The sequence below is a fragment of the Sphingobium sp. TomTYG73 genome (assembly GCF_055394245.1).
The window spans coordinates 1,038,199-1,062,171 of sequence record NZ_AP027339.1 but is presented as its reverse complement, the minus strand read 5'-3'; the positions used below and the strand labels follow the sequence as shown (position 1 = coordinate 1,062,171).

The 23,973-nt window shown below is 60.9% G+C and carries 18 protein-coding genes; 11 read left to right on the top strand and 7 right to left on the bottom strand.

The genetic code is table 11. From position 1 onward, the window contains the following. Positions 1–78: 78 nt before the first annotated feature. Positions 79–1,329, top strand: a complete 1,251-nt coding sequence (locus tag ACZ5TH_RS05340; protein WP_196226015.1) for a lipoprotein-releasing ABC transporter permease subunit — start codon at positions 79–81, stop codon at positions 1,327–1,329. Then, positions 1,322–2,011: an ABC transporter ATP-binding protein gene (locus tag ACZ5TH_RS05335; protein WP_464794868.1), complete on the top strand. Its 690-nt coding sequence runs from the start codon at positions 1,322–1,324 to the stop codon at positions 2,009–2,011. The genes ACZ5TH_RS05340 and ACZ5TH_RS05335 overlap by 8 nt, the downstream gene beginning before the upstream one ends. Here the strand turns inward: ACZ5TH_RS05335 and ACZ5TH_RS05330 are convergent. Then, the gene (locus ACZ5TH_RS05330) at positions 1,997–3,805 is read right to left on the bottom strand and encodes a diguanylate cyclase (RefSeq protein WP_464794867.1); all 1,809 of its coding nucleotides are present in this window, start codon (positions 3,803–3,805) and stop codon (positions 1,997–1,999) included. The two genes, ACZ5TH_RS05335 and ACZ5TH_RS05330, sit on opposite strands and share 15 nt — an antisense overlap. Positions 3,806–3,974: 169 nt before the next feature. Here ACZ5TH_RS05330 and dnaE point away from each other — a divergent pair, with 169 nt between their 5' ends. Further along, on the top strand, positions 3,975–7,517 hold the full coding sequence (dnaE, locus tag ACZ5TH_RS05325; protein ID WP_464794866.1) for a DNA polymerase III subunit alpha: 3,543 nt from the start codon (positions 3,975–3,977) through the stop codon (positions 7,515–7,517). Here dnaE and ACZ5TH_RS05320 read toward each other — a convergent pair whose 3' ends face one another. Genes ACZ5TH_RS05320 through ACZ5TH_RS05305 form a run of 4 tightly spaced genes read right to left on the bottom strand, consistent with a single transcriptional unit; the run spans position 7,518 to position 11,661 of the window. Then, positions 7,518–8,585, bottom strand: a complete 1,068-nt coding sequence (locus ACZ5TH_RS05320) for a PA0069 family radical SAM protein (RefSeq protein ID WP_464794865.1) — start codon at positions 8,583–8,585, stop codon at positions 7,518–7,520. It lies immediately after the preceding gene. 45 nt (positions 8,586–8,630) lie between these two features. Continuing rightward, entirely contained in the window at positions 8,631–9,158 is a 528-nt protein-coding gene (moaB, locus tag ACZ5TH_RS05315; protein WP_196226019.1) for a molybdenum cofactor biosynthesis protein B, read from the bottom strand. After that, positions 9,158–10,945, bottom strand: coding sequence for a lytic transglycosylase domain-containing protein (locus tag ACZ5TH_RS05310; protein ID WP_464794864.1), 1,788 nt, complete (start codon positions 10,943–10,945; stop codon positions 9,158–9,160). Before ACZ5TH_RS05310 ends, moaB begins: the two co-directional genes overlap by 1 nt. Beyond that, positions 10,942–11,661 carry a uracil-DNA glycosylase family protein gene (locus ACZ5TH_RS05305; protein WP_464794863.1) on the bottom strand — a complete coding sequence of 240 codons (720 nt, stop codon included), beginning with the start codon at positions 11,659–11,661 and terminating at the stop codon, positions 10,942–10,944. The genes ACZ5TH_RS05310 and ACZ5TH_RS05305 overlap by 4 nt, the downstream gene beginning before the upstream one ends. A 129-nt stretch (positions 11,662–11,790) precedes the next feature. Between ACZ5TH_RS05305 and ACZ5TH_RS05300 the strand changes: the two genes are divergently transcribed. From ACZ5TH_RS05300 to ACZ5TH_RS05265, 8 genes are read left to right on the top strand one after another with little or no spacing between them, the layout of a single operon-like run. Next, positions 11,791–13,443 carry an electron transfer flavoprotein-ubiquinone oxidoreductase gene (locus ACZ5TH_RS05300; protein ID WP_464794862.1) on the top strand — a complete coding sequence of 551 codons (1,653 nt, stop codon included), beginning with the start codon at positions 11,791–11,793 and terminating at the stop codon, positions 13,441–13,443. Between the two features lie 16 nt (positions 13,444–13,459). After that, positions 13,460–15,091: a tetratricopeptide repeat protein gene (locus ACZ5TH_RS05295; RefSeq protein ID WP_464794861.1), complete on the top strand. Its 1,632-nt coding sequence runs from the start codon at positions 13,460–13,462 to the stop codon at positions 15,089–15,091. Continuing rightward, the gene (locus ACZ5TH_RS05290; RefSeq protein ID WP_464794860.1) at positions 15,078–15,947 is read left to right on the top strand and encodes a 4-(cytidine 5'-diphospho)-2-C-methyl-D-erythritol kinase; all 870 of its coding nucleotides are present in this window, start codon (positions 15,078–15,080) and stop codon (positions 15,945–15,947) included. Before ACZ5TH_RS05295 ends, ACZ5TH_RS05290 begins: the two co-directional genes overlap by 14 nt. After that, positions 15,944–16,660, top strand: coding sequence for an N-formylglutamate amidohydrolase (locus ACZ5TH_RS05285; RefSeq protein WP_464794859.1), 717 nt, complete (start codon positions 15,944–15,946; stop codon positions 16,658–16,660). Before ACZ5TH_RS05290 ends, ACZ5TH_RS05285 begins: the two co-directional genes overlap by 4 nt. A 44-nt stretch (positions 16,661–16,704) precedes the next feature. Next, positions 16,705–18,426 carry a dihydroxy-acid dehydratase gene (gene ilvD / locus ACZ5TH_RS05280; protein ID WP_464794858.1) on the top strand — a complete coding sequence of 574 codons (1,722 nt, stop codon included), beginning with the start codon at positions 16,705–16,707 and terminating at the stop codon, positions 18,424–18,426. After that, on the top strand, positions 18,407–18,790 hold the full coding sequence (locus ACZ5TH_RS05275; RefSeq protein WP_464794857.1) for a hypothetical protein: 384 nt from the start codon (positions 18,407–18,409) through the stop codon (positions 18,788–18,790). Before ilvD ends, ACZ5TH_RS05275 begins: the two co-directional genes overlap by 20 nt. Further along, positions 18,787–20,178 carry an NAD(P)H-hydrate dehydratase gene (locus tag ACZ5TH_RS05270; RefSeq protein ID WP_464794856.1) on the top strand — a complete coding sequence of 464 codons (1,392 nt, stop codon included), beginning with the start codon at positions 18,787–18,789 and terminating at the stop codon, positions 20,176–20,178. Before ACZ5TH_RS05275 ends, ACZ5TH_RS05270 begins: the two co-directional genes overlap by 4 nt. Beyond that, the gene (locus ACZ5TH_RS05265) at positions 20,175–21,389 is read left to right on the top strand and encodes a class I SAM-dependent RNA methyltransferase (RefSeq protein ID WP_464794855.1); all 1,215 of its coding nucleotides are present in this window, start codon (positions 20,175–20,177) and stop codon (positions 21,387–21,389) included. The genes ACZ5TH_RS05270 and ACZ5TH_RS05265 overlap by 4 nt, the downstream gene beginning before the upstream one ends. 67 nt (positions 21,390–21,456) lie before the next feature. Here the strand turns inward: ACZ5TH_RS05265 and ACZ5TH_RS05260 are convergent, their stop codons facing one another. After that, a complete protein-coding gene (locus tag ACZ5TH_RS05260) occupies positions 21,457–22,647 on the bottom strand; it encodes a type III PLP-dependent enzyme (protein ID WP_460985870.1) in 1,191 nt (396 codons plus the stop codon). Positions 22,648–22,796: 149 nt separating this feature from the next. After that, a complete protein-coding gene (locus ACZ5TH_RS05255; RefSeq protein ID WP_464794854.1) occupies positions 22,797–23,969 on the bottom strand; it encodes a carboxynorspermidine decarboxylase in 1,173 nt (390 codons plus the stop codon). Positions 23,970–23,973 lie beyond the last annotated feature (4 nt).

Here is a 23,973-nt window from a genome sequence, read left to right as displayed (position 1 = left end):
TCTGCGATGCTTGCCGTTAGTGGAGACCCTGCTAGACGGGCAGTAATTAACATCACGCAAAGGGCCGTTCGCGCCACCATGATCTTGTCACGCTACGAACGTATGATTGCCAAGCGCTATCTGCTGCCTGGGAAGGGGGAGGGATTCATTTTCCTCGTTGCTGGGATAAGCCTCGCCGCTGTGATGTTGGGGGTGGCCGCGCTCATCATCGTGATGAGTGTGATGAACGGGTTCCGCGCTGAGTTGTTCGACAAAATTGTGGGACTGAATGGCCATGCGGTGGTGCAGGGCTATGGTGGACGGTTGCCCGATTGGCGATCCATATTGAAAGAAGCAAAGGCGACGCCCGGCGTAACCAGCGCAACGCCGCTTATCGAACAGCCACTGCTCGGCAGCTTTCAGGGACGGGTCGAAGCGGTCCTCGTCCGAGGCATGACCGTCAAGGACATCCGGAACAATGCGACACTGAAGGCGAAGGTGCTGGCAGGGAGCATGGATAACCTCACCGCCAACGCAGGCAAGGTTGGCATAGGATCGCGACTGGCTGAAAATCTGGGCCTACAGCTTGGCGACAGCATCACCATAATCAATCCCGCAGGGCGATCGACGCCGTTCGGCACTGTGCCGCGCCAGATATCCTATCAGGTGGCGGCGATCTTTGAGGTGGGTGTCTACGACTACGACAAGGCGTTCGTCGTGATGCCGGTGGAAGATGCGCAGACCCTATTGTTGCTCGGCGACGTGGTCGGCATGATCGAGATCGAGACTGTGGACGCTGATCGGGTGGGAACGATCTTGGAACCGCTGGCTGGAAAGGTTGCCGGTCGGGCTGTCGTGACCGATTGGCGCCAGATGAACGCCTCCCTCTTTGAAGCACTGGCCGTTGAACGGGTCGCGATGTTCGTGGTGCTTTCGATCATCGTGCTGGTCGCGGTTTTCAACATCCTTTCCTCGCTGATCATGCTGGTGCGAGCGAAAACGCGTGACATTGCGATCTTGCGAACAATGGGCGCAAGTCGGGTTGGGCTCGTCAAGATATTCATGACCGTGGGCGTGACCATCGGATCGTTGGGCATGGTGGCCGGGATGGTGCTGGGCTTCACCTTCCTCTTTTTCCGGCAGAGTGTGGTGAACGCGATCCAGTTCATGACCGGGCAGAATTTGTGGGATCCCTCGATCCGTTTTCTGACCGAACTGCCGGCCAAGCCAGATCCCATCGAAATCACGATCATCTGCTTGATGGCGTTGATTTTCAGTTTCCTTGCTACGCTCTATCCAGCCTTCAAGGCTGCCAATACCGATCCCGTTCAGGTGCTGCGCTATGAATGACATATTGAAGGTTGCGGGCCTGAAGCGCAGCTTCACTCAAGGAGGGGTCACGATAGAGGTCCTGCGCGGCGTCGACCTGACCGTCGGAGAGGGAGAGATCGTGGCGCTGCTCGGGCCGTCAGGGTCCGGCAAATCGACCCTGTTGCAGGCGGTCGGTCTGTTGGAAGGCGGATTCGACGGGTCCATCCGCATCGATGGTGAGGAAGCTGCGCGCCTCGATAATGACGGACGGACGCGTTTGCGCAGGGATGCATTGGGCTTCGTCTATCAATTCCACCATCTGCTGCCGGATTTCAACGCGGCCGAAAATGTCATCCTCCCCCAGGTTATCCGCGACAAGGAGTTCCATGCGGCACGTGCACGTGCTGAGTCGCTCCTGACATCCTTGGGCCTTGGTCATCGTCTGGATCATCGACCGAGCCAACTTTCTGGTGGCGAGCAGCAACGCGTGGCGGTGGCTCGGGCACTCGCAAACCGGCCTGCCTTGATCCTGGCCGATGAACCCACGGGGAATCTGGATGAACGGACAGCCGATATCGTGCTGGCCGAATTTCTCCGCCTTGTGCGGGAGGAAGGCTCCGCCGCTCTGGTCGCGACCCATAATGAAAGGCTCGCGGAAAAGATGGATCGCGTAGTCCGTCTTCATGAAGGGTTGTTGGAGGAAGCTTCAGGCCTGAACTGAGGCATCTTCACGGACAGTGGCTACCACGATCTGGTCTCGTCCTTGCGCCTTTGCGCGAAGGAGCGCGGCGTCGGCGGTTTGGACGAGTTGTCCGGGTTTGCCATGATCGGGATAGGCGGCGAGCCCGAATGAAGCCGTGATAGGGCCAAGCTCTTGATGGCCATGCTGCACGCGCAGATTTTGAATCCTCGCTTGGACATGCCGCGCACGATCGATCGCCTGATCCAGCGAAAATCCGGGCATCAACAGCACGAACTCTTCACCACCCAAGCGGAAGGCGACACCGTCTTCACGGAGCGAGTCATCGAGCACACCGCCCACGGCCCGCAGCACCGCATCTCCGGCATCATGGCCATATGCGTCATTGAAGCGTTTGAAATGATCGATGTCGATCATGAGGCACGCCAGAGGAGAGCGATCGCGCGTGCTGACCGCCACCGCGTCTTCAAGTGCGGTGTCGAACCGCCTCCTGTTGGCGAGGCCGGTCAACGCATCGACCATCGCCATTTCTCGCAGCGCATCGCGGAGGCGGAGGTTTGCCAGCGCCAGCCCGATATTTTCGGCCAGCATCTCCAGATATTTCTCGGTCCTCTCGATCTGATCGGCTGCGAGGCTGCTGGGCTCTTCGAAATAAAGGAGACCGATGGTCTCACCTTGCGCAGCCAGCGGGATGCAGATGGTCGAAGCCGAACATTGCCCGCCCAGATGTTCGCAAGGAATGTCGATTATGTTCCCCGAAGGCCGGTGCGTCTGGCCGCGACGCAATCCCCAGCAGCTTGAAGGGGGAAACTCCTCGTTTGACCATAGTGGCGACAACCAGTCGCAGGCTTGGCGCATCGCATTTCGGCGTGCGTCGTGGATGTACAGCCTGCCCGCGAAACCAGGTGCGATTTCCGGAGCGAACCGTCGCACGACGTCGATGAGATCGGAGCTGTTGTCGCAACCCTGAAGGCGCTGTGTCATGCGGGAAAGAAGGTCCTGCATGATCCGGTCAGCGTCGCGTTCTTTCTCCAAACGTTGCCGCTCTAGGCCATTTTCGCGGAAGATCCGGATCGCCTGGGCCATATCTCCGATTTCGTCGACATGCGAAAATTCCGGCGGGATTGCTGCAAAATCCTGCGCGGCCAAGCGGGTAACTACATCGCTCAGGCGAACGACGGGGTGCAGGATGCGCTGTTTGAGAATGAAATAGAGAACGCAGAGAAAAACGAGCGCCGTGGCGCCGAGCATGATCTCGGACATGCTTCGCCATTGCCGCGCAGTCGTCGTGGCACGGGCGATCATCGCTTCGGTACGTTGATCGAGCATGTACTGGAACTTGCCAATCTGGGCACCGATGCGGTCGAGTTCGCGGCCATATTCATCGCCGAACAATATTGTCCGGGCAATGTCGTGGTTGCCGGCCTCGACGGCGCGTAAGGCCGCTTCCTGCTCATCGGTGAGAGCGTCGGTCCAATGTAGGGCGTCGCGAAGAGCACGAAGTTCGGCCTCAGTAGCACCCGCGTCACGCAACCTGTCGATACGCTGTTCGACCGAGCGCAGTGCAGCTTTCTCGCGCCGGTATGCAATGACGTGAGCGGGATCGCCGGTAATCGAGAATGCCCGCGCCTGCTCCGTCTGGCGGTAGCTGTCTTCGAGCAACGCGGCCGTGAGCTGATCAAAGACCGCGCGCTGCTCGACCGCGGTGCGTTCCGCCTTTTCGGCGCCTGATGCCATGAGCATCGTCGTGCCGGAAGCGAGCGTCAGGAGTACGGTGGCGCCATAAGCCCAGTTGGTGATCGTGGATAAACGCATATGCGTGCAATTATGTGCGATAAGTTGGAGAATGCTTAATCATGGGGCAAGCGGCCCGGAGATTGCGCCACAACGGTGCAGTTTGCGAGCCGACCGACGCCGCCGTTTATCCACAGCATTTCTCAAGAAGGACTGGCGCCCGAGGTGGTAGCGGCGCTATCAATGCAAAATGCCTCATGCCGGTTTTGTACCCCTTCGCATCTTTTCCTCTTTCACCATGCTGGAAGGCGCGATCGAGCCGAAGAAGATCGCGAAGCAAGCGCGAACGCTGGGCTTTCCGGCAGCAGCGATCACTGACCGCAATGGCCTTTATGGGTCGATGGCTTTTTCAGATGCCTGCAAGGGCGAGGGCGTTCAGCCGATAATCGGAGCCATGCTGGGCATATTGCGGCCGGGGCGCCCTGCCAATGCCGCTGCCGTGCATGATTGGCTGGCGCTTTATGCCCAGGATGAAGCTGGATATGATAATCTTTGTGCGCTGGTTTCGATGGCCCACCTCGACCGTCCGGTCGAAGAAGTTCCCCACGTTACCCTGGATGCGCTGGTTGGCCGGACGGAAGGGCTTATCGCTCTGACCGCTGGGGCGGAGGGAGCGCTTGCTCGATTGTTCGCGGAGGACCAGCCCGACGCCGCGTTTGCCTATGCTGACCGGCTTCAGACCCTCTTTCCGGATCGCCTATATGTCGAAATTTGCCGGAGGCTTGATCCCATCGAAGGCAGGGCGGAAGCTGAATTGCTCGAACTTGCCTATTCGCGTGATCTGCCGCTGATCGCTACCAATCCGACCTGCTTTGCTGAGCCTCACTTTCACGAGGCGCATGATGTGATGCTCTGCATCGCCGACGGGGCCTATGTTGAAACTCCCGACCGGCGGACGAGTTCGCCTGACGCCTGGATGAAACCGGCCGCAGAAATGAAGCGGCTGTTCGAGGATTTACCGGAGGCGCTAGCCAACACGCTTGTAGTCGCCCAACGTTGCGCGGTCGCTGCACCAAAACGCAAGCCTATCTTGCCGAGCCTCGCTGGCGACATCGAAGGCGAAGCACGGATGTTGCGGGAACAGGCAACGGCAGGACTAGAGTGGCGGCTGGAAAAGGCCGGGATCGAGGGAGATGAGGCCCGCCAGCCCTATTTCGACCGGCTGAAGTTCGAAACCGACATCATCATTCAGATGGGTTTCCCCGGCTACTTCCTGATCGTTGCCGACTTCATCAAATGGGCGAAGGAGCAGGATATTCCCGTGGGTCCGGGCCGCGGATCGGGCGCTGGATCGGTGGTTGCCTGGGCGCTCACTATTACCGATCTCGATCCCCTGCAACTGGGGTTGCTGTTCGAACGATTCCTCAACCCCGAACGCGTTTCCATGCCGGACTTCGACATCGACTTTTGCGAAACGCGGCGCGGCGAAGTGATCCGCTATGTTCAGCAGAAATATGGCTCCGACCATGTGGCGCAGATCATCACCTTCGGTAAGTTGAAGGCGCGCGCGGTGCTGAAGGATACCGGACGCGTTCTGCAGATGAGCTATGGCCATGTCGATCGGCTCGCCAAGCTGGTGCCCAATCATCCGACTGACCCCTGGACGCTGGAACGGTCCTTGAACGGCGTGGCTGAGTTCAAGGCCGAATATGACAATGATAATCAGGTCAAAAGGCTGATCGACTATGCGATGAAGCTGGAGGGCTTTCCCCGGCATAGTTCGACCCATGCTGCAGGCGTCGTGATCGGCGATCGGCCCTTGTCACAGCTCGTGCCTCTCTATCGCGATCCGCGGTCGGACATGCCGGTGACCCAGTTCGACATGAAATATGTCGAAGGCGCGGGATTGGTAAAGTTCGACTTCCTGGGTCTCAAAACGCTGTCTGTTCTGCAAAAGGCGGTCCAGCTGCTGGCCGGGCGCGGCGTCGAGATCGATTTGAGCATCCTCAGTTGGGACGATCCGGCAGTCTATGACCTTCTTCAGCGGGGCGACACGGTCGGCGTGTTCCAGCTGGAATCGGAAGGCATGCGCAAGACGCTGGCCGCCGTTCGGCCCACCAATTTCGGCGATATCATCGCGCTCGTTTCGCTCTATCGGCCTGGTCCGATGGACAATATCCCTATGTTCGGGCGCCGTAAAAATGGCCAGGAAGATATTGAATATCCTCATATTCTCCTGAAGCCTATCCTCGAAGAGACATACGGCATCTTCGTTTATCAGGAACAGGTGATGCAGGCCGCCCAGATCTTGGCGGGCTATTCCCTGGGGGACGCTGACCTTCTTCGTCGCGCCATGGGCAAGAAGATCAAGGCGGAAATGGATGCTCAGCGCGCGCGGTTCGTGGAAGGTTGCGCCGGGAGCGAAATTCCGGCCGCCAAAGCCAATGAGCTGTTCGATTTGATCGACAAGTTCGCGGGCTATGGCTTCAACAAGTCCCATGCTGCCGCCTACGCGCTGCTTGCCTATCAGACGGCGTGGTTGAAAGCGCATTATCCGGCGGAATTCTATGCCGCCTCGATGGCGTTCGATATCCATCTCACGGATAAGCTGACCATCTTTGTCGATGACATGCGGCGCATGGGCCTCAGCTGCCTTGCGCCCGACATCAATCGCAGCCTTGCCGACTTCTCCGTTGAACCGATCCAGCATGAGGGTGAGGATGCGCGCCTTGGTTTCGCGGTGCGCTATGCCTTGGGGGGGCTAAAGGGCGTCGGCGAAAAGGCGATGGAGCAGCTGGTTGCCGAGCGGGATGCGGGTGGGTCGTTCAAGTCCCTCGATGACTTTGCAGACCGGATAGAGCCGCGATTATTGAACCGCCGCCAGCTTGAAAGTCTCGCAGCATCAGGCGCGTTCGACGAAATCCATCCCGACCGGGCTGGAGTGCATGCAGCGGCGGATACTATCCTGAGCGTTGCCGCCAGTGCTGCTGAAGCGCGCGAAAGCGGGCAGGGCGGCTTGTTTGGCGACGTCGAGACGCCGCATGCAGACGTCCGAATTCCGCCCCATCAGACTTGGTCCACTGCGGACAGGATGGCGCAGGAAAAGGAAGCCTTTGGCTTCTACTTCTCGGCGCACCCTGTTGATCGCTATCGTCATCTGGCTGAGGCGCGTGGCGCGAGAAGCTACGGAGCGATCTGTGCCGAGCAGGTCGCGGAGGGCGGGCGCGCCAATGCGGTCATGGCCGCGATGGTGGAAGAGGTGCGCTGGCGCGAAACGCGACGCGGTGCGCGCTATGCGGCAGCGACATTCTCCGACAGCAGCGGGCAATTTCAGGCGAGTTGCTTCGATGAAGATGCATGCAAGGCTATCGAGGTTATGGCGCGGGACGGTGATTGCGCCCTGTTGATGGTAGAGCTGGATCGTATGCCGGGCGAGGAAACACCTCGCGTGACGATCAGAGGCGTGGAGCAGTTTAACCAACTCGCCAGCGCATCGCGGATGGAATTGGTCGTGGATGTGCAGGATGCATCAGCTGTCAACGCGTTGGCGGAACTGCTGCTACGCAACAGGGGCGGGCGCAGCGAAGTTTTCCTGCGTACCCCACTGGCGGGCGAAAAGGCTGCGCGGATGTTCGTTGGGGATGATTACCTGATCGGGGCGGATCAGGTGGACGCGATCGCGCTCATTCCGGGCTTGTCCATCCAAAGCTTCGAACGGATGGAGCCGAAAGCGGATGGGTATCGGGCACGGACTCGGCGCTCCGGCTTCAGGCTGGTCGCGGCAACGGCCTGATCAAAAGAGTTGAAGCTGTGGACCTGCGGGCGGACGGAACAGGTCGGTCCTGAGTGTAAGCCTCTCGCCTGAAAAGCCGACGCGTTTTCGCGCTTTGATGAAACGGGTGCGTATCAGGTCGGCCCAAACCCCCTGTCCTCGCATTCTGGTCCCAAAATCAGGATCATTGTCGCGGCCTCTCCTAATTTCACGAATGATTCCCATGACCTTCGCGGCTCGGTCTGGGTAATGTTCTTGGAGCCAAGCGCGGAATAGGGGCGCCACTTCGAAGGGAAGTCGCACCGGAATGAAGGTGGCGTCGCGAGCCCCGGCGGCAGCGACGGTGTCGATTATGGATTCTATCTCATGATCCGTGATGGCGGGAATGATGGGAGAAACGCTGGCGACGACCGGCACGCCCGCTTGCGCCAACTGACGGATAGCCTCCACCCGCCGAAGTGGATGGGCCGCGCGAGGTTCGAGAGTGCGCGCAACCTTTGGATCAAGGGTCGTTACGGAGATCATCACGGCAACGAGCCGGTCGCGCGCCATCTCTTTCAGCAGATCAAGGTCGCGAAGAACCCGGTCGGACTTTGTCGTGATGAAGAGTGGGTGGCGGCATTCAGCTAATATCTCAATAGATTGGCGGGTGATCTTCCAATCCCGTTCGATCGGTTGATAGGGATCGGTATTGGTCCCCATGGCGATTGGGGAGACTCTGTAGGACGGCTTTGACAGTTCGGCGCGGAGCAGGGCGGGCGCATCCGGCTTGGCGAAGAGGCGGGTTTCGAAATCCAGGCCGGGTGACAGATCGTGATAGGCGTGGGTTGGCCGGGCGAAACAGTAGATGCATCCATGTTCGCAGCCTCGATAAGCGTTGATCGATTGGCTAAAGGAGAGATCAGGCGACTTGTTGCGGCTGATGATAGCCCGGGGATGTTCGACGGTGACCTGTGTGCGACGGCGCGGTACGGGGCCATCTATGGCATCTAGCGTATCGAGCCAGTCGCCGTCAGCGATCTGTTCCGCGATATTGAAGCGGTGACTAGCGACATTCAACGTCGCGCCTCGACCCTTTTCAGCAACCATGCTCCATTAGAACATAATAGGAACATTGTAGCAAGGGCCAGTTCGTCAGCGCTCCATCAAGCGGGGCATCAGTTCGACGAAATTGCAGGGGCGATAACGGCTGTCGAGTTGGGTGGAGAGAATGCCGTCCCAAGCATCCTTCACCGCGCCGGTAGAACCTGGCAGTGCGAAGATATAGGTCCCGCGCGAGACGCAGGCGGTGGCTCGCGACTGTATCGTCGAGGTTCCGATTGTCTGGTAGCTGAGCCAGCGGAACAGTTCGCCGAAGCCAGGTATTTCCTTGTCCTGGACCTGGGCGATCGCTTCCGGGGTCACATCGCGACCGGTGACGCCCGTGCCTCCCGTGGAGATGATGCAATCAATCTGTGGATCGTCAATCCAGCTGTGCAGGCGCGCAACGATGGCGGCTCGATCATCTTTTTCGATATAGCGCGCAGCCAATATGTGGCCCGCAGCCTTTATCCGCTCGACCAAGGTGTCGCCGGATCGATCGTCTGCAAGGCCTCTGCTGTCGGACACCGTCAGGACCGCAATTCGCACCGGCAGAAATGGCCGGTCCTCATCGATCGGCATTAGTCAGAGCCGCCCGCGATGCTGGGTGCGGACAGATTGCTGTTCTGGCTCAGCCTGACCATGCGCGTCCCCTTGGCGGTGGGGAAAGTCGGCCACATGCCTTGCGCCATGCCGGTGAGGCAATCGGCGCTGCCCTTCGCCTGGATTTGGTACATCCAGTAGTTGCGCATGACGATGTTCACATAAGCGCGGGTTTCATAATAGGGCAGCGACTCCATGAACAGGAGAGGGTCGCCATTGTCCTTGACCTCGCTGTTCCACCGTTCGACGGGCAGGGGGCCTGCATTATAGGCGGCCATGACCTTGGGCAGCAGCCCGCCGGTGGCGCTCATGTTGCGGAGATTTTCCAGGTAACGCTGGCCATATTCCATGTTGGTCGATGGCACGAAGAGTTGGGCAGGGGAGGAAAGGCCCATGTCGCTGCCGGTGCCAGGCAGGACCTGCATCAGGCCGCGGGCACCTGCACTGCTGACGACGTCGCTACGGAACCCTGATTCCTGAAGTGTGTGGGCATAGATCAATGCGGGATCGACGCGCCATCCTCCATCCGGACGCCAGTCGGGCGTCGGGAAGCGGGCGAAGCTGCCAGGCTGTTTACCCGCCGGACCATTATGCGCGAGCCAAAGCTGGGTGGCGGGAAGGCTGAGAGCGTTGGCCAGCTTCAGCAGCGCGTCATATTGGGCCGCGCCGCCGATCCGTGCCTGATGGCGGATGAACTGGTCGGCCTTCGCGATCTGCCCGATGGACGCAAGAGCAATGGCCGCGCGGACATTCGGGCTGTCCTTGAGCTGTTGCCAATCGGCTGCGCCAAAGTGGGGCGCCATTTTGGCGCCGCCAACCGGTATGCCCAGCGTCTCGCGGGCAAGCAAGCCATAGAAGGTTTCATCGGATCGAGCTGCCGTCTTCAGAAGGCTTTCGACCTTTTCGGCCTGACCGCAGACCATATAGGCGCGGGAAGCCCAATAGGCTCCCGCTGCACGCATGTCGGCATTTCCAGCGAGAGCCGCAACATTGGCGAACGCAGGTGCGGCTGTGGCACAGTCATGCTGGCGCCACGACGCAAGGCCCAGCGTCCAGTGCGCTTGCACCGTCCAGTCGGTGCTCGAACGGGTTTCGAGCGCTCGGTTGGCCATGCGGCGTGCGTCGGCGTCGTTATTCTCGATATAATAGGACCAGGCGACACGCTGGCGCACTTCCGTCACGCCTTCAGGGGTGAGGCCGATTTCCCCGGACGCCAGCAGCGTTTCCGCTCCGACAGGATCATCATTCTTGATGAAAGGCGTGATCTGGCCAACCAGCGCCTGGGCCAGCAGGTCGGTCTTCGTCGTGGCGACATATTCGCGGCGGGGGGCCGAACCCAGCCATACCATCTTTTGGATTTGCGGGAGGGTTGGCAGGATCGTCGCCCCCCGCTTTTGCGCCAGACGCGAAAGTTGATCCGCATTGGGAAGCCAAGCTGCCTTGTTCACCAGGTCGAGCACATCGAACAGCTCAACGCGTGGAGAGTCCTTCGCCACATAGAGGTCGGAGAGAGCAACGAAACGCATCGGATCCTGCGGATCCAAAGCCAGGATCATGGCTTTTGCGTCAGCCCAACTCTGATTCGCCAGTGCGGCGTATATGGCTGAGTAACGCCCCTTGTCGGCCTCATTGATGGACAAGGCGGAGTTGAAGTCGGACCTGAACGCTGCGGTCGACGGCGCTTCATTCGCTTTTGCGGGCATGGCTGCGGCGGCACTCATGGCGGCCAGCGCGAGACAGGAAGATCGGGTGAGCGCGCGAATCACTGATGCATATCCTCGACCAGGCGTTGCAATGTTCGCCAACATTCCGCTTTCGCCGCGGGCTGCCCGAGCAGGAGCCGCGGGTGAAAAGTGGCTGAAGCAGGTACAATGCCGCCATCATGGTTAAAAAAGTGTAAACTTTCCATCCCTTGCTTGTCTTGTACGGGAAGGAATGTGCGGATCGTGCGGTCGCCCAGAAGCAGCAGCTTGCCGGGAGCGGCGAGGGAAACATGGGTGCGCATGCGATCGGCCGCAGCATTCAGATCCGCCGCCTCCACCATGCCGCCGGGTGGGCGCGCGCAAAAGAGGGAAGCGATGTAGACCGTTTCACGCGACAAGCCGATCGCAGAGAGCATGGCGTCGAACAAGCGTCCGGCGCGGTCGGCAAGCAATGTGCCTGCGTCCATGTCGGCCGGATCGGGCATGTCCGTGATCACCATCAGCGGAGATCCAGCTTGTCCCTGCGGCAATATGGGCGTTCCTGCCCAACGGCGCTCGGGTTGCCCCGCATCCTCAGCGAGCCAGGTCGTGAAATCCTGAAGCGATCCGGGCTTCTTCAGTGTGGCGGGAGAGGAGGTAGACGATGGCGGGGTGGCAGCTGGCGTTGGACGCAGCCAATTCACCGGCGTTTCCGTCGTCGCGCCATCAACGCCCGCCATGTCCCACCATGCCAGATAGGCGCTGGCAGCATCGGCCAAGTCTTCCGTTATTCCCCGCATCGTTCTTCTAGGGCCAGAGGTTGACGCCGGGGTCAAGAATCTTCATCGGCAACCAGTGGTAAATCGTTTGAGTAATGCGGCGGCCGGACAGGAGAGGGAAACTATCCGGTCCGTCTCGATGGAGGGATTATGAGCGAACGGGAATCGATGCCCTATGACATCGTCATCGTCGGCGGGGGACCGGCGGGGCTGTCCGCGGCGATCAGGCTGAAGCAGCTGGCCAATGACGCCGGTCAGGAACTGGCGGTGTGCGTTCTGGAAAAAGGGTCCGAGATCGGCGCCCATATTCTGTCGGGCGCGGTGATCGATCCCAAGGCGCTGGATGAATTGCTGCCGGACTGGCGCGACATGGGCTGTTCGCTTGCCGAGGTTCCCGTGCGCGATAACCAGCACTGGTTCCTGACCAAGCGCGGCAAATTGCCCGTGCCCCACATCGCCACGCCGCGATGGATGCACAACAAGGGGACCTATACCGGGTCGCTGGGCAATCTGTGCCGCTGGCTTGCCGAGCAGGCTGAGGGCCTGGGTGTCGAAATATTCCCCGGCTTCGCCGCCGCCGAAATTCTCTACAATGAAGATGGTAGCGTAAAAGGCGTTGCCACCGGCGACATGGGTATCGACCGGGAAGGCAATCGCAAGGGCGATTATCAGCCGGGGCTGGAACTGCACGCCAAATATACCTTCTTCGCGGAAGGCGCGCGCGGCCACCTGACCAAGATCCTCAAGCGCCAGTTCGAACTGGACAAGGATTGTGAACCGCAGGTCTATGGCCTGGGCATGAAGGAATTGTGGGATATCGATCCCGCCAAGCACAAGCCGGGCCTGGTCATCCACACGCAGGCTTGGCCGCTGACTGACGCCTACGGCGGCGGCTTCCTTTATCATCAGGCCAACGGGCAGGTTGCGATCGGCTTCGTGGTTGGCCTCGGATACCGCAACCCCTACCTCTATCCCTTCGAGGAGTTCCAGCGCTGGAAACAGCACCCGGCGATCCGCCAGTATCTGGAGGGCGGGCGCCGCGTGTCCTATGGCGCGCGCGTGATCAATGAAGGTGGTTGGCAGTCGGTGCCGAAGCTGGTGTTCCCTGGCGGGGCGCTGATTGGTTGCTCGGCAGGCTTCGTCAATGTGCCGCGCATCAAGGGCACGCATACGGCGATGAAGTCCGGTATGCTGGCGGCCGAGGCGGCGTTTGAAGCGATTCAGAACGAACGCTCGCGCGATGTCCTGCACGACTATGATGATCGCCTGCGGTCGAGCTGGATCGCGGACGAATTGAAGCTGGTCAAGAATGCCGAGCCGCTGCTGGCCAAGTTCGGCAATACGATCGGCACGTTGCTGGCGGGTGTCGATATGTGGATGCGCACGCTGAAGATCGGCCTGCCTTTCACGATGAAGCACAAGCCGGACAATGAAAAGATCTGGCCCAAGGAGATCGGGCACAAGATCGACTATCCCAAGCCCGATGGGGTGATCAGCTTTGACCGGCTGTCCTCTGTGTTTCTGTCGAACACCAATCATGAGGAGGACCAGCCGGTTCACCTCCAGTTGAAGGACCCGTCCATCCCGATCGCCTACAACCTCCCCATGTATGACGAACCGGCGCAGCGCTATTGCCCGGCAGGGGTCTATGAGGTGGTTGGGCAGGAAGAGGGCAATCCCCGGTTCCAGATCAACGCCCAGAACTGCGTCCACTGCAAGACATGCGACATCAAGGACCCAACGCAGAACATCAACTGGGTCGTGCCCGAAGGCGGCGGGGGGCCGAACTATCCCAACATGTAGGCGCCTGCTCTCTGCGATGTTGCTGCCGATGCTGCTGGCTTCCCCTGCTGGCGCATCGGTGGATCGGTCGAGCGCGCTGCATGCCTATGCGCGGGGCAGGTTGGCCGACAGTGATGGAGCGGCGCGCATTGCGCTTAATAGCTATCGCGCTGCGCTGGCCGGGGATTCGGACAGTGTGGAGGTGGCAAGGCGTTCCTATCTGCATGCTTTGATGAGCGGCGACATGGCTCTGGCCATGCGATCGGCGAGGCTGCTCGACGCCAAAGGCCTGATGCCGAGGGACGGGACGCTCCTGTTCCTTGGCGAAGCTTTGGCCCGAAGGGATTGGAAGGCGGCCGGTCAGATCACGGATCGGGTCGCGGCTGAAGGCAATTTCGGGTTTCTGGCGCCGATAATCCGCAGCTGGATTGCGGTGGGTGAAGGCCGGGTTGCGCCGCCGGAGATCGACCCGGCGGATCGCTATGCTTCCCTCGCGCGGCGATACATTGATGAGCATATCGCGCTCCAGGCGCTTGGCCGTGGAGACATTGCGGATGCTGGCCTGGCGATCAATCGCGCGCTGGGTTTGCGCACGGTCGAACTCGCCGAAATGCGGCTGACCTTCGCGGCGCAGCTTGCGGCTCGGGGCGCAAGAACGGAGGCGATGGCTTTGCTTCCTGATGGGCGGGCCGACTATGCTCTGGCGCGGAAGGATATCGCGCGCAAACGCGGAGTCGGGGAAGCAGGGCGAGCGCTGACGCCAGCGCAGGGGTTCGCCCGGCTGCTTGTGCGTTTGGCTGCCGACATTTCATCTGATGAGAGTACGCGTATGCTGGCGATCAGGCTGGCTCGCATCGCCAGCTTCGCCAATCCCGGCGGCGCTGATGGCAGGCTGGCCCTGGCGCAATTGCTGACCGAGGCCGGGCGCGGGGACCAGGCTGTGTCTGAACTGAACCAGGTCGCGCCAGAAGGTTGGTTTGGATCGCTCAGGCAGGCGGCGATGGTCAATGCACTCGCGGCGTCTGATGACAGCACGGCAGCAATATCGCTCGCCCGCTCCCTGGCTAACGCATCGGGTGCGGATGTGGATCATATGGTGAAGCTGGGGCAGTTGCTGGCGCAAGCGAAGGATTTCACCGGGGCTGCTGACGCTTTCCGGATGGCCGAAGGGCGCTACGGCGCGGACAATGTGCCTTGGGCTCTGTTGCTGATGCAGGGCAGTGCGCTTGAGCAGGCGGGCCGATGGGACGAAGCCCGTGGAGCCCTGGAGCGCGCTGCGAAGATCGCGCCCAATGAGCCGGCGGTGCTGAACTATCTGGGCTACGCTCAGGTCGAGCGGCGGCAGAATGTTACGGCTGCGCTGGAACTTCTGAAGAAGGCGAGCGCCCTGAAACCAGACGACCCGTCCATAACCGATTCTCTTGGGTGGGCGCATTTCGTGACCGGAGATGTGGAAACGGCTGTGCCTGTGCTGGAGCGTGCGGCGGAAGGCGCTCCGGCTGATGTGACCATCAACGAGCATTTGGGCGATGCGCTATGGGCCGCCGGACGCCGTTATGAAGCGCGCTACGCCTGGCGGGCTGCGGCTCTCTTTGCGGAAGGAGAAGTGGCGGCGCGACTTCATGCGAAGGCGAAAACCGGGATGACGCCAGAATATGTCGCGCCCTGAAGCCGCAATGTTGGTGGAAACCGCCTTCGCAAAGGTGAATCTCGCCCTGCACGTGCGAGATCGGCGGCCGGATGGCTATCATGCGCTGGAAAGCCTGTTTGTGTTTGCGAAGGACGGAGACCTCCTCAGCGGAAGTCTAGGCCATGGGGAGGAAATCAGCCTGACGCTGGATGGGCCGTTCGGTAAGGCATTGGGCTCCGGCATAGATAATCTTGTCATAAGAGCCGCCCGGGCGTTGCAGGACTATTTGGGTGAAACGCGCGGCGCTGCGTTGAAGCTGACGAAAAACCTTCCGGTAGCATCGGGCATTGGCGGCGGCTCCGCCGATGCGGCGGCGACGTTGCGATTGCTGAACCGGCTTTGGGACGCGCGAATCCCAGGCGCTGAATTGGAGCGCATCGGCCTGTCCCTGGGTTCGGACGTGCCGGCCTGCGTCGGCAGCGTCACGCAGATGGTGCGCGGTCGGGGCGAAGTGCTCGAGGCCCTGGATGTCCAAGGCTTGGAGGGGACAGCGATGCTCCTGGTCAATCCAGGTGTCGGCGTCTCCACGGCCGATGTCTTCAGTCGATGGGACCGGCTAGATCGAGGCCCCTTAACCGCTGCGACCCTCGACGATGTGATCGCAAGTGCGCGCAATGACCTGGAACCGGCGGCGATCGCGGTAGCGCCTGTCATTGCCGACGTGCTTTCCCTGCTACGGGAGCAAGTGGGTGTCAGGCTGGCTCGGATGTCGGGGTCTGGCGCAACCTGCTTTGCGTTGTTCGATGATCCGGGCGAGCGAGCTGTGGCCGCGCGCACAATATCAGCGATGCAACCCGGCTGGTGGGTAATGGAAACGGAGATCGGCGGAGCGTGAGCGAGGCATTTGCACAGGTGGAAGGCGGCCCCCTCGACCTGCTCATCATCGCGGATCATGCGTCGGCTCACGTGCCTGCCGACATCGATCTGGATATCGATCCTGCCCTGCTGAGCAACCACATCGCCATAGACATCGGAGCGGCCGAGGTCAGCCGGTTACTGGCGGAGCAGTTGGGATGCACCGCGATATTGGGTGGCATTTCCAGGCTTGTGATCGACCTTAATCGTGAGGATGACGCGCCGGGCCTGCTGCCCGTGATGAGCGATGGTCATGTCATTCCGGGCAATCGCCATGCAGACCTTTCCGATCGGATGATCCGCTTTCATCATCCCTATCATCATCAGATCGGCGGACTGCTCGACGGAATGACGTCGCCTTTCATCCTCTCAGTGCACAGCTTCACCCCGCAACTGGCAAGTGACCCTGAAGCAGAACGGCCATGGGACATTGGCGTGCTTTACAATGAAGATGACCGTGCGGCCCGCATCGCCATTCCGATGCTGGAGGAGGCTGGCCTGATTGTCGGCGATCAGCTGCCCTATTCGGGGCGGTTGCTGAACGCGACCATGAACCGTCATGCCGAAGCCAATGGCATACCTTATCTCGGCATCGAGATGCGGCAGGATCTGGTGAGCGACGGCAACGGGCAAAGCCGCTTCGCCAGCATAATTGGCCCCATCGTGCTACAATGCCGCAATAGCCTTGCGTGACTCGTCCCTTTTTGGAAAGGAGGCGCGCAAGAAGGGTAGGTTTTATGTCTCATACATTCGACAAGTCGAAACTCCCGAGCCGCCACGTCTCGGTTGGTCCGGAGCGCGCTCCGCATCGTAGCTATTATTATGCGATGGGCCTGACCGAAGAAGAGATTGGCCGTCCCTTCGTAGGCATTGCTTCGGCCGGCAATGACAGCGCGCCTTGCAACACGACGCTCGACATGCAGGCGGACTTCTGCCGTCAGGGCGTGAATGAGGCAGGCGGCATGCCGCGCCGGTTCAACACCATCACCGTCACCGACGGCATCGCGATGGGCCATCAGGGCATGAAGAGCTCGCTGGCGAGCCGCGAAGTCATCGCGGATTCGGTTGAGCTTTCGGTGCGCGGCCACTGCTATGACGCTCTCGTCACTTTTGCCGGATGCGACAAGTCGTTGCCCGGCATGATGATGGCGATGCTGCGCCTGAATGTGCCGTCGATCTTCGTTTATGGCGGGTCGATCCTGCCGGGCCGTTTTGAAAATCGCGACGTTACCGTCGTCGATGTGTTCGAGGTGGTCGGCAAATATGCAGCGGGCGCTTGTCCGCTGAAGGATGTGATCGCGCTAGAAAAGGTGGCTTGCCCCGGACACGGCGCTTGCGGCGGTCAGTATACGGCGAACACCATGGCCTGTGTGGGTGAGGCGATCGGCCTCTCGCTGCCGAACAGCAACATGGCGCCTGCTCCCTACAAGAGCCGCGAAGAGGTCGCCGTCGCAGCGGGCCGTCAAGTGATGGAACTACTGGCGAAGAACATACGTCCGCGTGATATCTGCACCCGTGAGGCCTTCGAGAATGCGGCCCGCATCGTCGCTGCGACGGGCGGCTCGACCAACGGAGCGCTGCATTTGCCCGCTATGGCGAACGAGTGCGGCATCGATTTCGACCTGTTCGACGTGGCGGAAATCTTCAAGTCGACGCCTTACATCGCTGACCTCAAGCCCGGCGGTAAATATGTCGCCAAGGATATGTACGATGCTGGCGGCATCTACATGCTGATGAAGACCTTGTTCGACAACGGCTTGCTGCATGGCGATTGCATGACCGTCACCGGCAAGACGATCGCCGAGAATATCGAGGAAGTGACCTGGAATCCTGACCAGAAGGTCATTTATGACGTCAAGTCGCCGATCACGCCGACCGGCGGGGTCGTGGGCTTGAAGGGGTCGCTTGCTCCCAATGGCGCGATCGTGAAGGTGGCGGGCATGCACCGCCTCCAGTTCGAAGGGCCTGCTCGCGTTTTCGATTGTGAGGAAGACGCTTTTGCGGCGGTCGAAGCGCGCGACATCGCCGAAGGATCGGTTATCGTCATCCGTTACGAAGGTCCCAAGGGCGGTCCCGGCATGCGCGAGATGCTGTCGACCACTGCCGCGCTGTACGGCCAGGGCATGGGCGAGAAGGTGGCGTTGATCACCGACGGGCGCTTCTCCGGCGCGACGCGCGGCTTCTGCATTGGCCATGTGGGGCCGGAAGCTGCCGAGGGCGGTCCGATCGCGCTGGTCGAGAATGGCGACGTCATCGCTATCGACGCCGAAGCAGGCACGATCGACCTCAAGGTTTCCGAGTCCGTGCTGGCCGAGCGACAGAAAAACTGGAAGCCTCGCCAGAATGATTATCAATCAGGCGCGCTCTGGCGCTATGCACAGAATGTGGGACCGGCTTACAAGGGGGCAGTGACGCATCCCGGAGCGAAGACCGAAACCCATGTCTATGCGGATATCTGAACAGATCGCCGGGGCGGGGCTCCTGTGCCTCGCTCTGGCAGGCTGTGATCAGGGCGAAGGGGCGCAGAGCCCCTTTGCGAACTCTGCATCGGAAAAGAGGGCTCTTGCGGACTGCGCGATCGGTGCCGACGCCAAATGGGCGCGTACTTGCGTGGTCGAACAGGACGGAGAGCTTCTAATCATCCGCCATCCCGATGGTGGGTTCCGCCGTTTTCATATTCTGGACGGCAGGCGGGGTCTGGCATCGGCTGATGGTGCGGAGGCCGCGAAGATCGCCGTAATTAGCGACGCTTTTATCGAAGTAAGCGCGGGCCAGGATCATTACAGACTGCCAGCGACTGTTACTCCGGCAAATATGCCATGATCGGGACGTCCATCCTGACCGCCGCCCAGATGCGGCAAGCCGAACAGGCCGTGTTCGCTAGTGGTATCCCAGAATATGAACTCATGGAGCGCGCGGGGGCTGCGGCGGCAGAGGTCATCTGGCGCGCGGGCGGTCGGCGGGACCTTCTGGTGCTGTGTGGTCCAGGTAATAATGGCGGCGATGGCTTTGTCGTTGCCCGTTTGTTGCGGGCGCGGGGCGTGCCGGTCCGTGTCGCCGCATTGGGGGAGAGCCGCACGGATTCGAGCCGCCGTGCACGGGCAGCATGGAATGGGCCGATCGAGTCCCTCAATGACGCGGGTTCGGCAACCCAGGTTGTCGATGCTCTATTCGGCACGGGGCTTTTGCGTGGGCTGGATACGGTTGTTGCCGAACGGCTGAACAGCCTCACGGAGCGAGCCGGTCTCAGCTACACCATCGACCTGCCGAGTGGGGTCGACACGAACAGTGGTGCGCTGCTGTCCCCGGTGCCGCAATTCGACGTTTGCATTGCGCTGGGGGCGCTCAAGCCTGCTCATGTGCTGCATCCTGCGGCCGGTACGTTCAAGCGGCTGATTTGTGCGGAAATTGGCGTGGGAGATGACGGAGCCGTTCATAGGCTTGCTCCGCCTCGCCTGACAGCGCCGGGAGCAACAGATCATAAATATAGCCGTGGACTGGTCGCCATAGTGGGCGGCAGCATGGTGGGGGCAGGGCGACTTGCTGCCGAGGCTGCGGCGCGCTCCGGCGCAGGCATGGTTCGTCATCTGGTCATGGACACAGCTTCTTCCACTGTGGACGCCATCGTGACGTTGCGGTCTGACGAGCCTGATCAGGTAAAGGCGCAACTTCAGGACGAGAGGTTTGCGGCGGTGTTGGTCGGGCCTGGCTTGGGCCATGATGAGCATGCAGCCGATCGTTTGAAAGCAGTGCTGCAATGCGGTCATCCACTGGTGCTCGACGCTGACGGGCTAACATTGTTGGCAACGGGGCGGGTAGGGCCAGTTCCGCCTTCGTCGATCCTGACCCCACATGAGGGAGAGTTCGTGCGGCTGTTTGGCGATCTGCCCGGCAGCAAGATTGATCGTGCGGCTGAAGCGGCACGGCGCACGGGGGCCATAGTGATCCTCAAAGGACCGGATAGCATCATCGCGGCACCCGATGGCCGCGTTGCTGTAGCAACCGGCGCGTCGTCCTGGCTATCGACCGCCGGGACGGGGGATGTTCTGGCGGGCCTGGCGGCTGGACGGCTTGCGGTAGGGGGAGACCCGTTTCGCGCGGCGAGCGAAGCCGTGTGGCTTCATGGCGAGGCAGCGAGACGTGCAGGAGCGGCGTTTGTTGCGGATGATTTGATCACCCGGTTGCCAGCGGCTATCGCCTCCCGCCTGTGACCGACATCGACAATGATCTTGTAATTCGCATCGCCGCAAAGGGCGATGGCGTAACCGCCGACGGGAGGCACGTGCCGCTCGCGGCGCCGGGAGACAGGCTTGCGGCCGATGGCCGTCTTTCAACTGGTCCCCATCATGTTGAAGCTCCCTGTATTCATTTCCCCGCCTGTGGCGGATGCGAACTGCAGCATGTCGATGAACAAAGCCTCGCTGAGTTCGTCACGGGGCGCGTGACCGGCGCCTTGATGGGACAGGGCCTTACGCTGGCGGCTGGATCATTGCTGCCGCCTCATTTGTCGCCGCCCAGGACACGGCGCCGGACATCCTTACGGGCCGTTCGGGAGGGGCGGCGGATCGCCATCGGTTTTGCTGAATCGGGTAGTCACAAGCTGATCGATCTTGCGATGTGCGAGATATTGGAACCCCGGCTTTTTGCCCTGATCGAGCCGCTGAGAGCGTTGCTGCCCCTGATCCTGCCGGATAGGCGGGCCGCGCATGTTCGCATGACCCTCATCGATCAGGGCGTGGACCTGCTTCTGGAAAATGTTCAGGTTTCCGGCTTGGCGGCGGATGAGGCGTTGCGTGACTTTGCTGCTGTTCACAGCCTGGCGCGATTGACGATCGATGAAGGCGATGGCCCGCAAACGCGCTGGGAGCCTGAGCCGGGCACGATGACATTTGGTGGCGTTGCCGTAGCCTTCCCTCCCTTCGCCTTTCTTCAGGCCACGCCGGATGGGGAAGCGGCTTTGCTGGAGGTCGTGAGAGAGGCTCTGCCTGCAGGCGGTGCGGTTGCCGACCTTTTTAGTGGGCTTGGGACATTCGCCCTGGGGGTCGGTAAGGAGCGTCCGGTTTATGCGGCCGAGGGCGCGCGCGATCTGGTGCTGTCGCTCAAACTGGCGGCCAATCGCGCTCAACGGCGCATGGTTGCCGACCATCGCGATCTGTTCAGGCGTCCGCTGGTTCCTGAAGAATTGAACCGGTTTGCAGCGGTGGTGATCGATCCGCCCCGGGCGGGCGCGCGGGAGCAGGTGATGCAGTTGGCGGCGTCAACAGTGCCGGTGATCGCCTATGTTTCGTGCAACCCGGCAAGCTTTGCCCGCGATGCGGCGCATCTTGTGGCGAGCGGATATGTTTTGGACAAGGTGAGGCCGGTCGGCCAGTTCCGATGGTCGACCCATGTCGAACTGGCGGCGGTCTTTCGCCGATCTTAAAGAAAATCCCTCGCCACATATTTGCGGCGAGGGACAGGCACCCTCTCCAAAGGGGAGCTTGAGCCTTTTAGCCCAGCTTGATGACAGTTGCGCGACGGCGTGCCGGAACCGGATCGGCATAGAGGCTTGCCATAGGCTCGTCCTCCACCTCAATGACCGCTTCTGATGTGAAGCCGTTGAACCCGGTGCGCATCGCCGCGCCATATGCGCCGAGCATGCCGATTTCGATATAGTCGCCCGCAGCCACATCGTCAGGCAGCATGAACGGACCCACCATGTGATCCATGTCGTCGCAGGTCGGGCCGTAGAAGGAGAAGCCGGTCAAATCCGCCTCGCTCTCGTCCTCGCGTAGCAAAGCGACTGGGAAACGCCAGCCGATATGCGCAGCGTCGAACAGCGCGCCATAGGCACCATCGTTGATGTAGAGTTCGGTGCCGCGACGGCGCTCTACCCGCACGATGATGGAGCTATATTCGGCCGAAAGCGCGCGGCCAGGCTCGCACCACAGTTCGGCGGAATAGCTGATCGGCAGGCTCTCAAAGCCGCGATAGATAGCGTCGAAATAAGCTTCCAGCGCAGGTGGTTCCATGCCGGGATAAACGGACGGGAAGCCGCCGCCGACGTCGATGATGTCGACCGTAACCGCCGCATCGACGATCGCCGCGCGGACGCGTTCGATGGCGTCGCTATAGGCTTGCGGGCTCATCGCCTGACTACCGACATGGAAGCAGATGCCGAGCGCATCGGCAGCCTGACGGGTGGCCATCAGCAATTCGCGGGTTTCGCCGAGTTCCGCGCCGAACTTGGACGCGAGGCTCAGTTCCGAATGTTCGGACGAGACGCGCAGGCGGACGCAGAGTTCAAGGTCCGTGGCGTCGTCGGTGGCACGCACAATCTTTTCCAGCTCGTCGATCGTGTCGAGCGAGAAGGTGCGCACGCCATGGACGTGATACGCCTCCGCAATGGCTTCTTCAGCCTTGACGGGGTGCATGAAGCACAGCTTCGCTTGCGGCAGCGTTTCCGCGACGAGGCGAACCTCGGCGATGGACGCAACGTCATAATGCGTGATTCCGCTGTCCCACAAAGTCCGGAGCAGGTCCGGCGAGGGATTGGCCTTTACAGCATAGAGCGAGCGCCCCGGAAACTTCTCAGCGAAGAATCGGGCGGCGCGGGCCGCAGCCTGCGGGCGGATCAGCGTTACCGGTGCTGCCGGTTTGAGGGCGGTCGCTACCCCCAGCGCGCTATGGTGCTTGTGCAACTCAAGGGACCTCCAGTGTAGTTCAGGGCATTAAAAGCTGCCTTGCGGTGGAAGTCCCATGGGGCAGCGGAACGGCGATATATGCGTAGGGGTCCCCCCTGTAAAGCGCATGCGTAAATTTTGTTGCGCGGGCGGGCATGAAGCGTGCGTCAGGAGAGACGGGACTTAAAATCCTCGTATGAAAACTGGCGGATTTGCTTGAGTTCGTCGGTTTGCGAGTTCCACAGCCAGATAGACGGGAGCGGTACACCGTTGAAGGTGTTGGTCTTTACCATCGAGTAGTGGGCTTGGTCGAGGAAGGCGATGCGCCGTCCCGGAGTCGCGCCGCCGGGGACCCGATAGTCGCCGATGATGTCGCCCGCCAGGCAGGAAGGGCCGCCGAGTCGCGTGGCGGGACCGTCCGCCTCTTCATGCAGCATGGCGGGGCGATAGGGCGCCTCTATGACGTCAGGCATGTGGCAGGTGGCTGAAATGTCGGTGATGGCGACGGGCATCCCATTGTCGATGACGTCCAGGATTTCGCCGATCAGGATTCCGGCATCGAGGGCCATTGCCTCGCCAGGTTCGATATAGAGTTCAAGTCCGGTCTGCGCCTTGATCCGCTGGAGAAAGGCGATCAGATCGTCGATCTGATAGTCGGCGCGGGTGACATGATGGCCACCGCCAAAATTCAGCCATTTGAGACCGCCCACATGCGGCATGATGCGGGATTCGATGGCTGCCCATGTGCGTTCGAGGGGCAGGAAATCCTGCTCGCAGAGATTGTGGACATGGAGGCCATCGACGCCTTCGAGATGCTCCGGACGCAGTTGGTCGATCGGAAAACCGAGGCGACTGTGGGGCTGCGAGGGGTCATATTTGGGGACTTCTCCCTCCGCGTGGAGGGGATTTATGCGCAAACCGATGTCGAAGTTCACACCGTTCATTCTGGCATCGTCGATGACGGGTTTGAGCCGCGCGATCTGGCCGGGGCTGTTGAAGATGACGTGGTCGGAGATTTTGAGGATCGCCGCCAGATCGTCTGGCTTATAGGCGGCGCAGTAGGTCGCGACCTCGCCGCCATATTCTTCGCGGCCGAGGCGTGCTTCGTAGATGCCTGAGGCGCAGACGCCGTCGAGATATTCCGCCACTACGGGGCCGAGGGACCACATGGAGAAGGCTTTTAGGGCGCCCAGCACCTTGATGCCCGCGCGGTCGCCTATGTCGCGCAGGATGGACAGGTTCCGGCGGATCGCGGCCTCATCCACCACAAAGGCGGGTGAGGGGACGCGGTGCAGGTCGAAATGCGCGAAGGCGGCGGGGTCGCCGGCTTTGGTTTCCATGTTC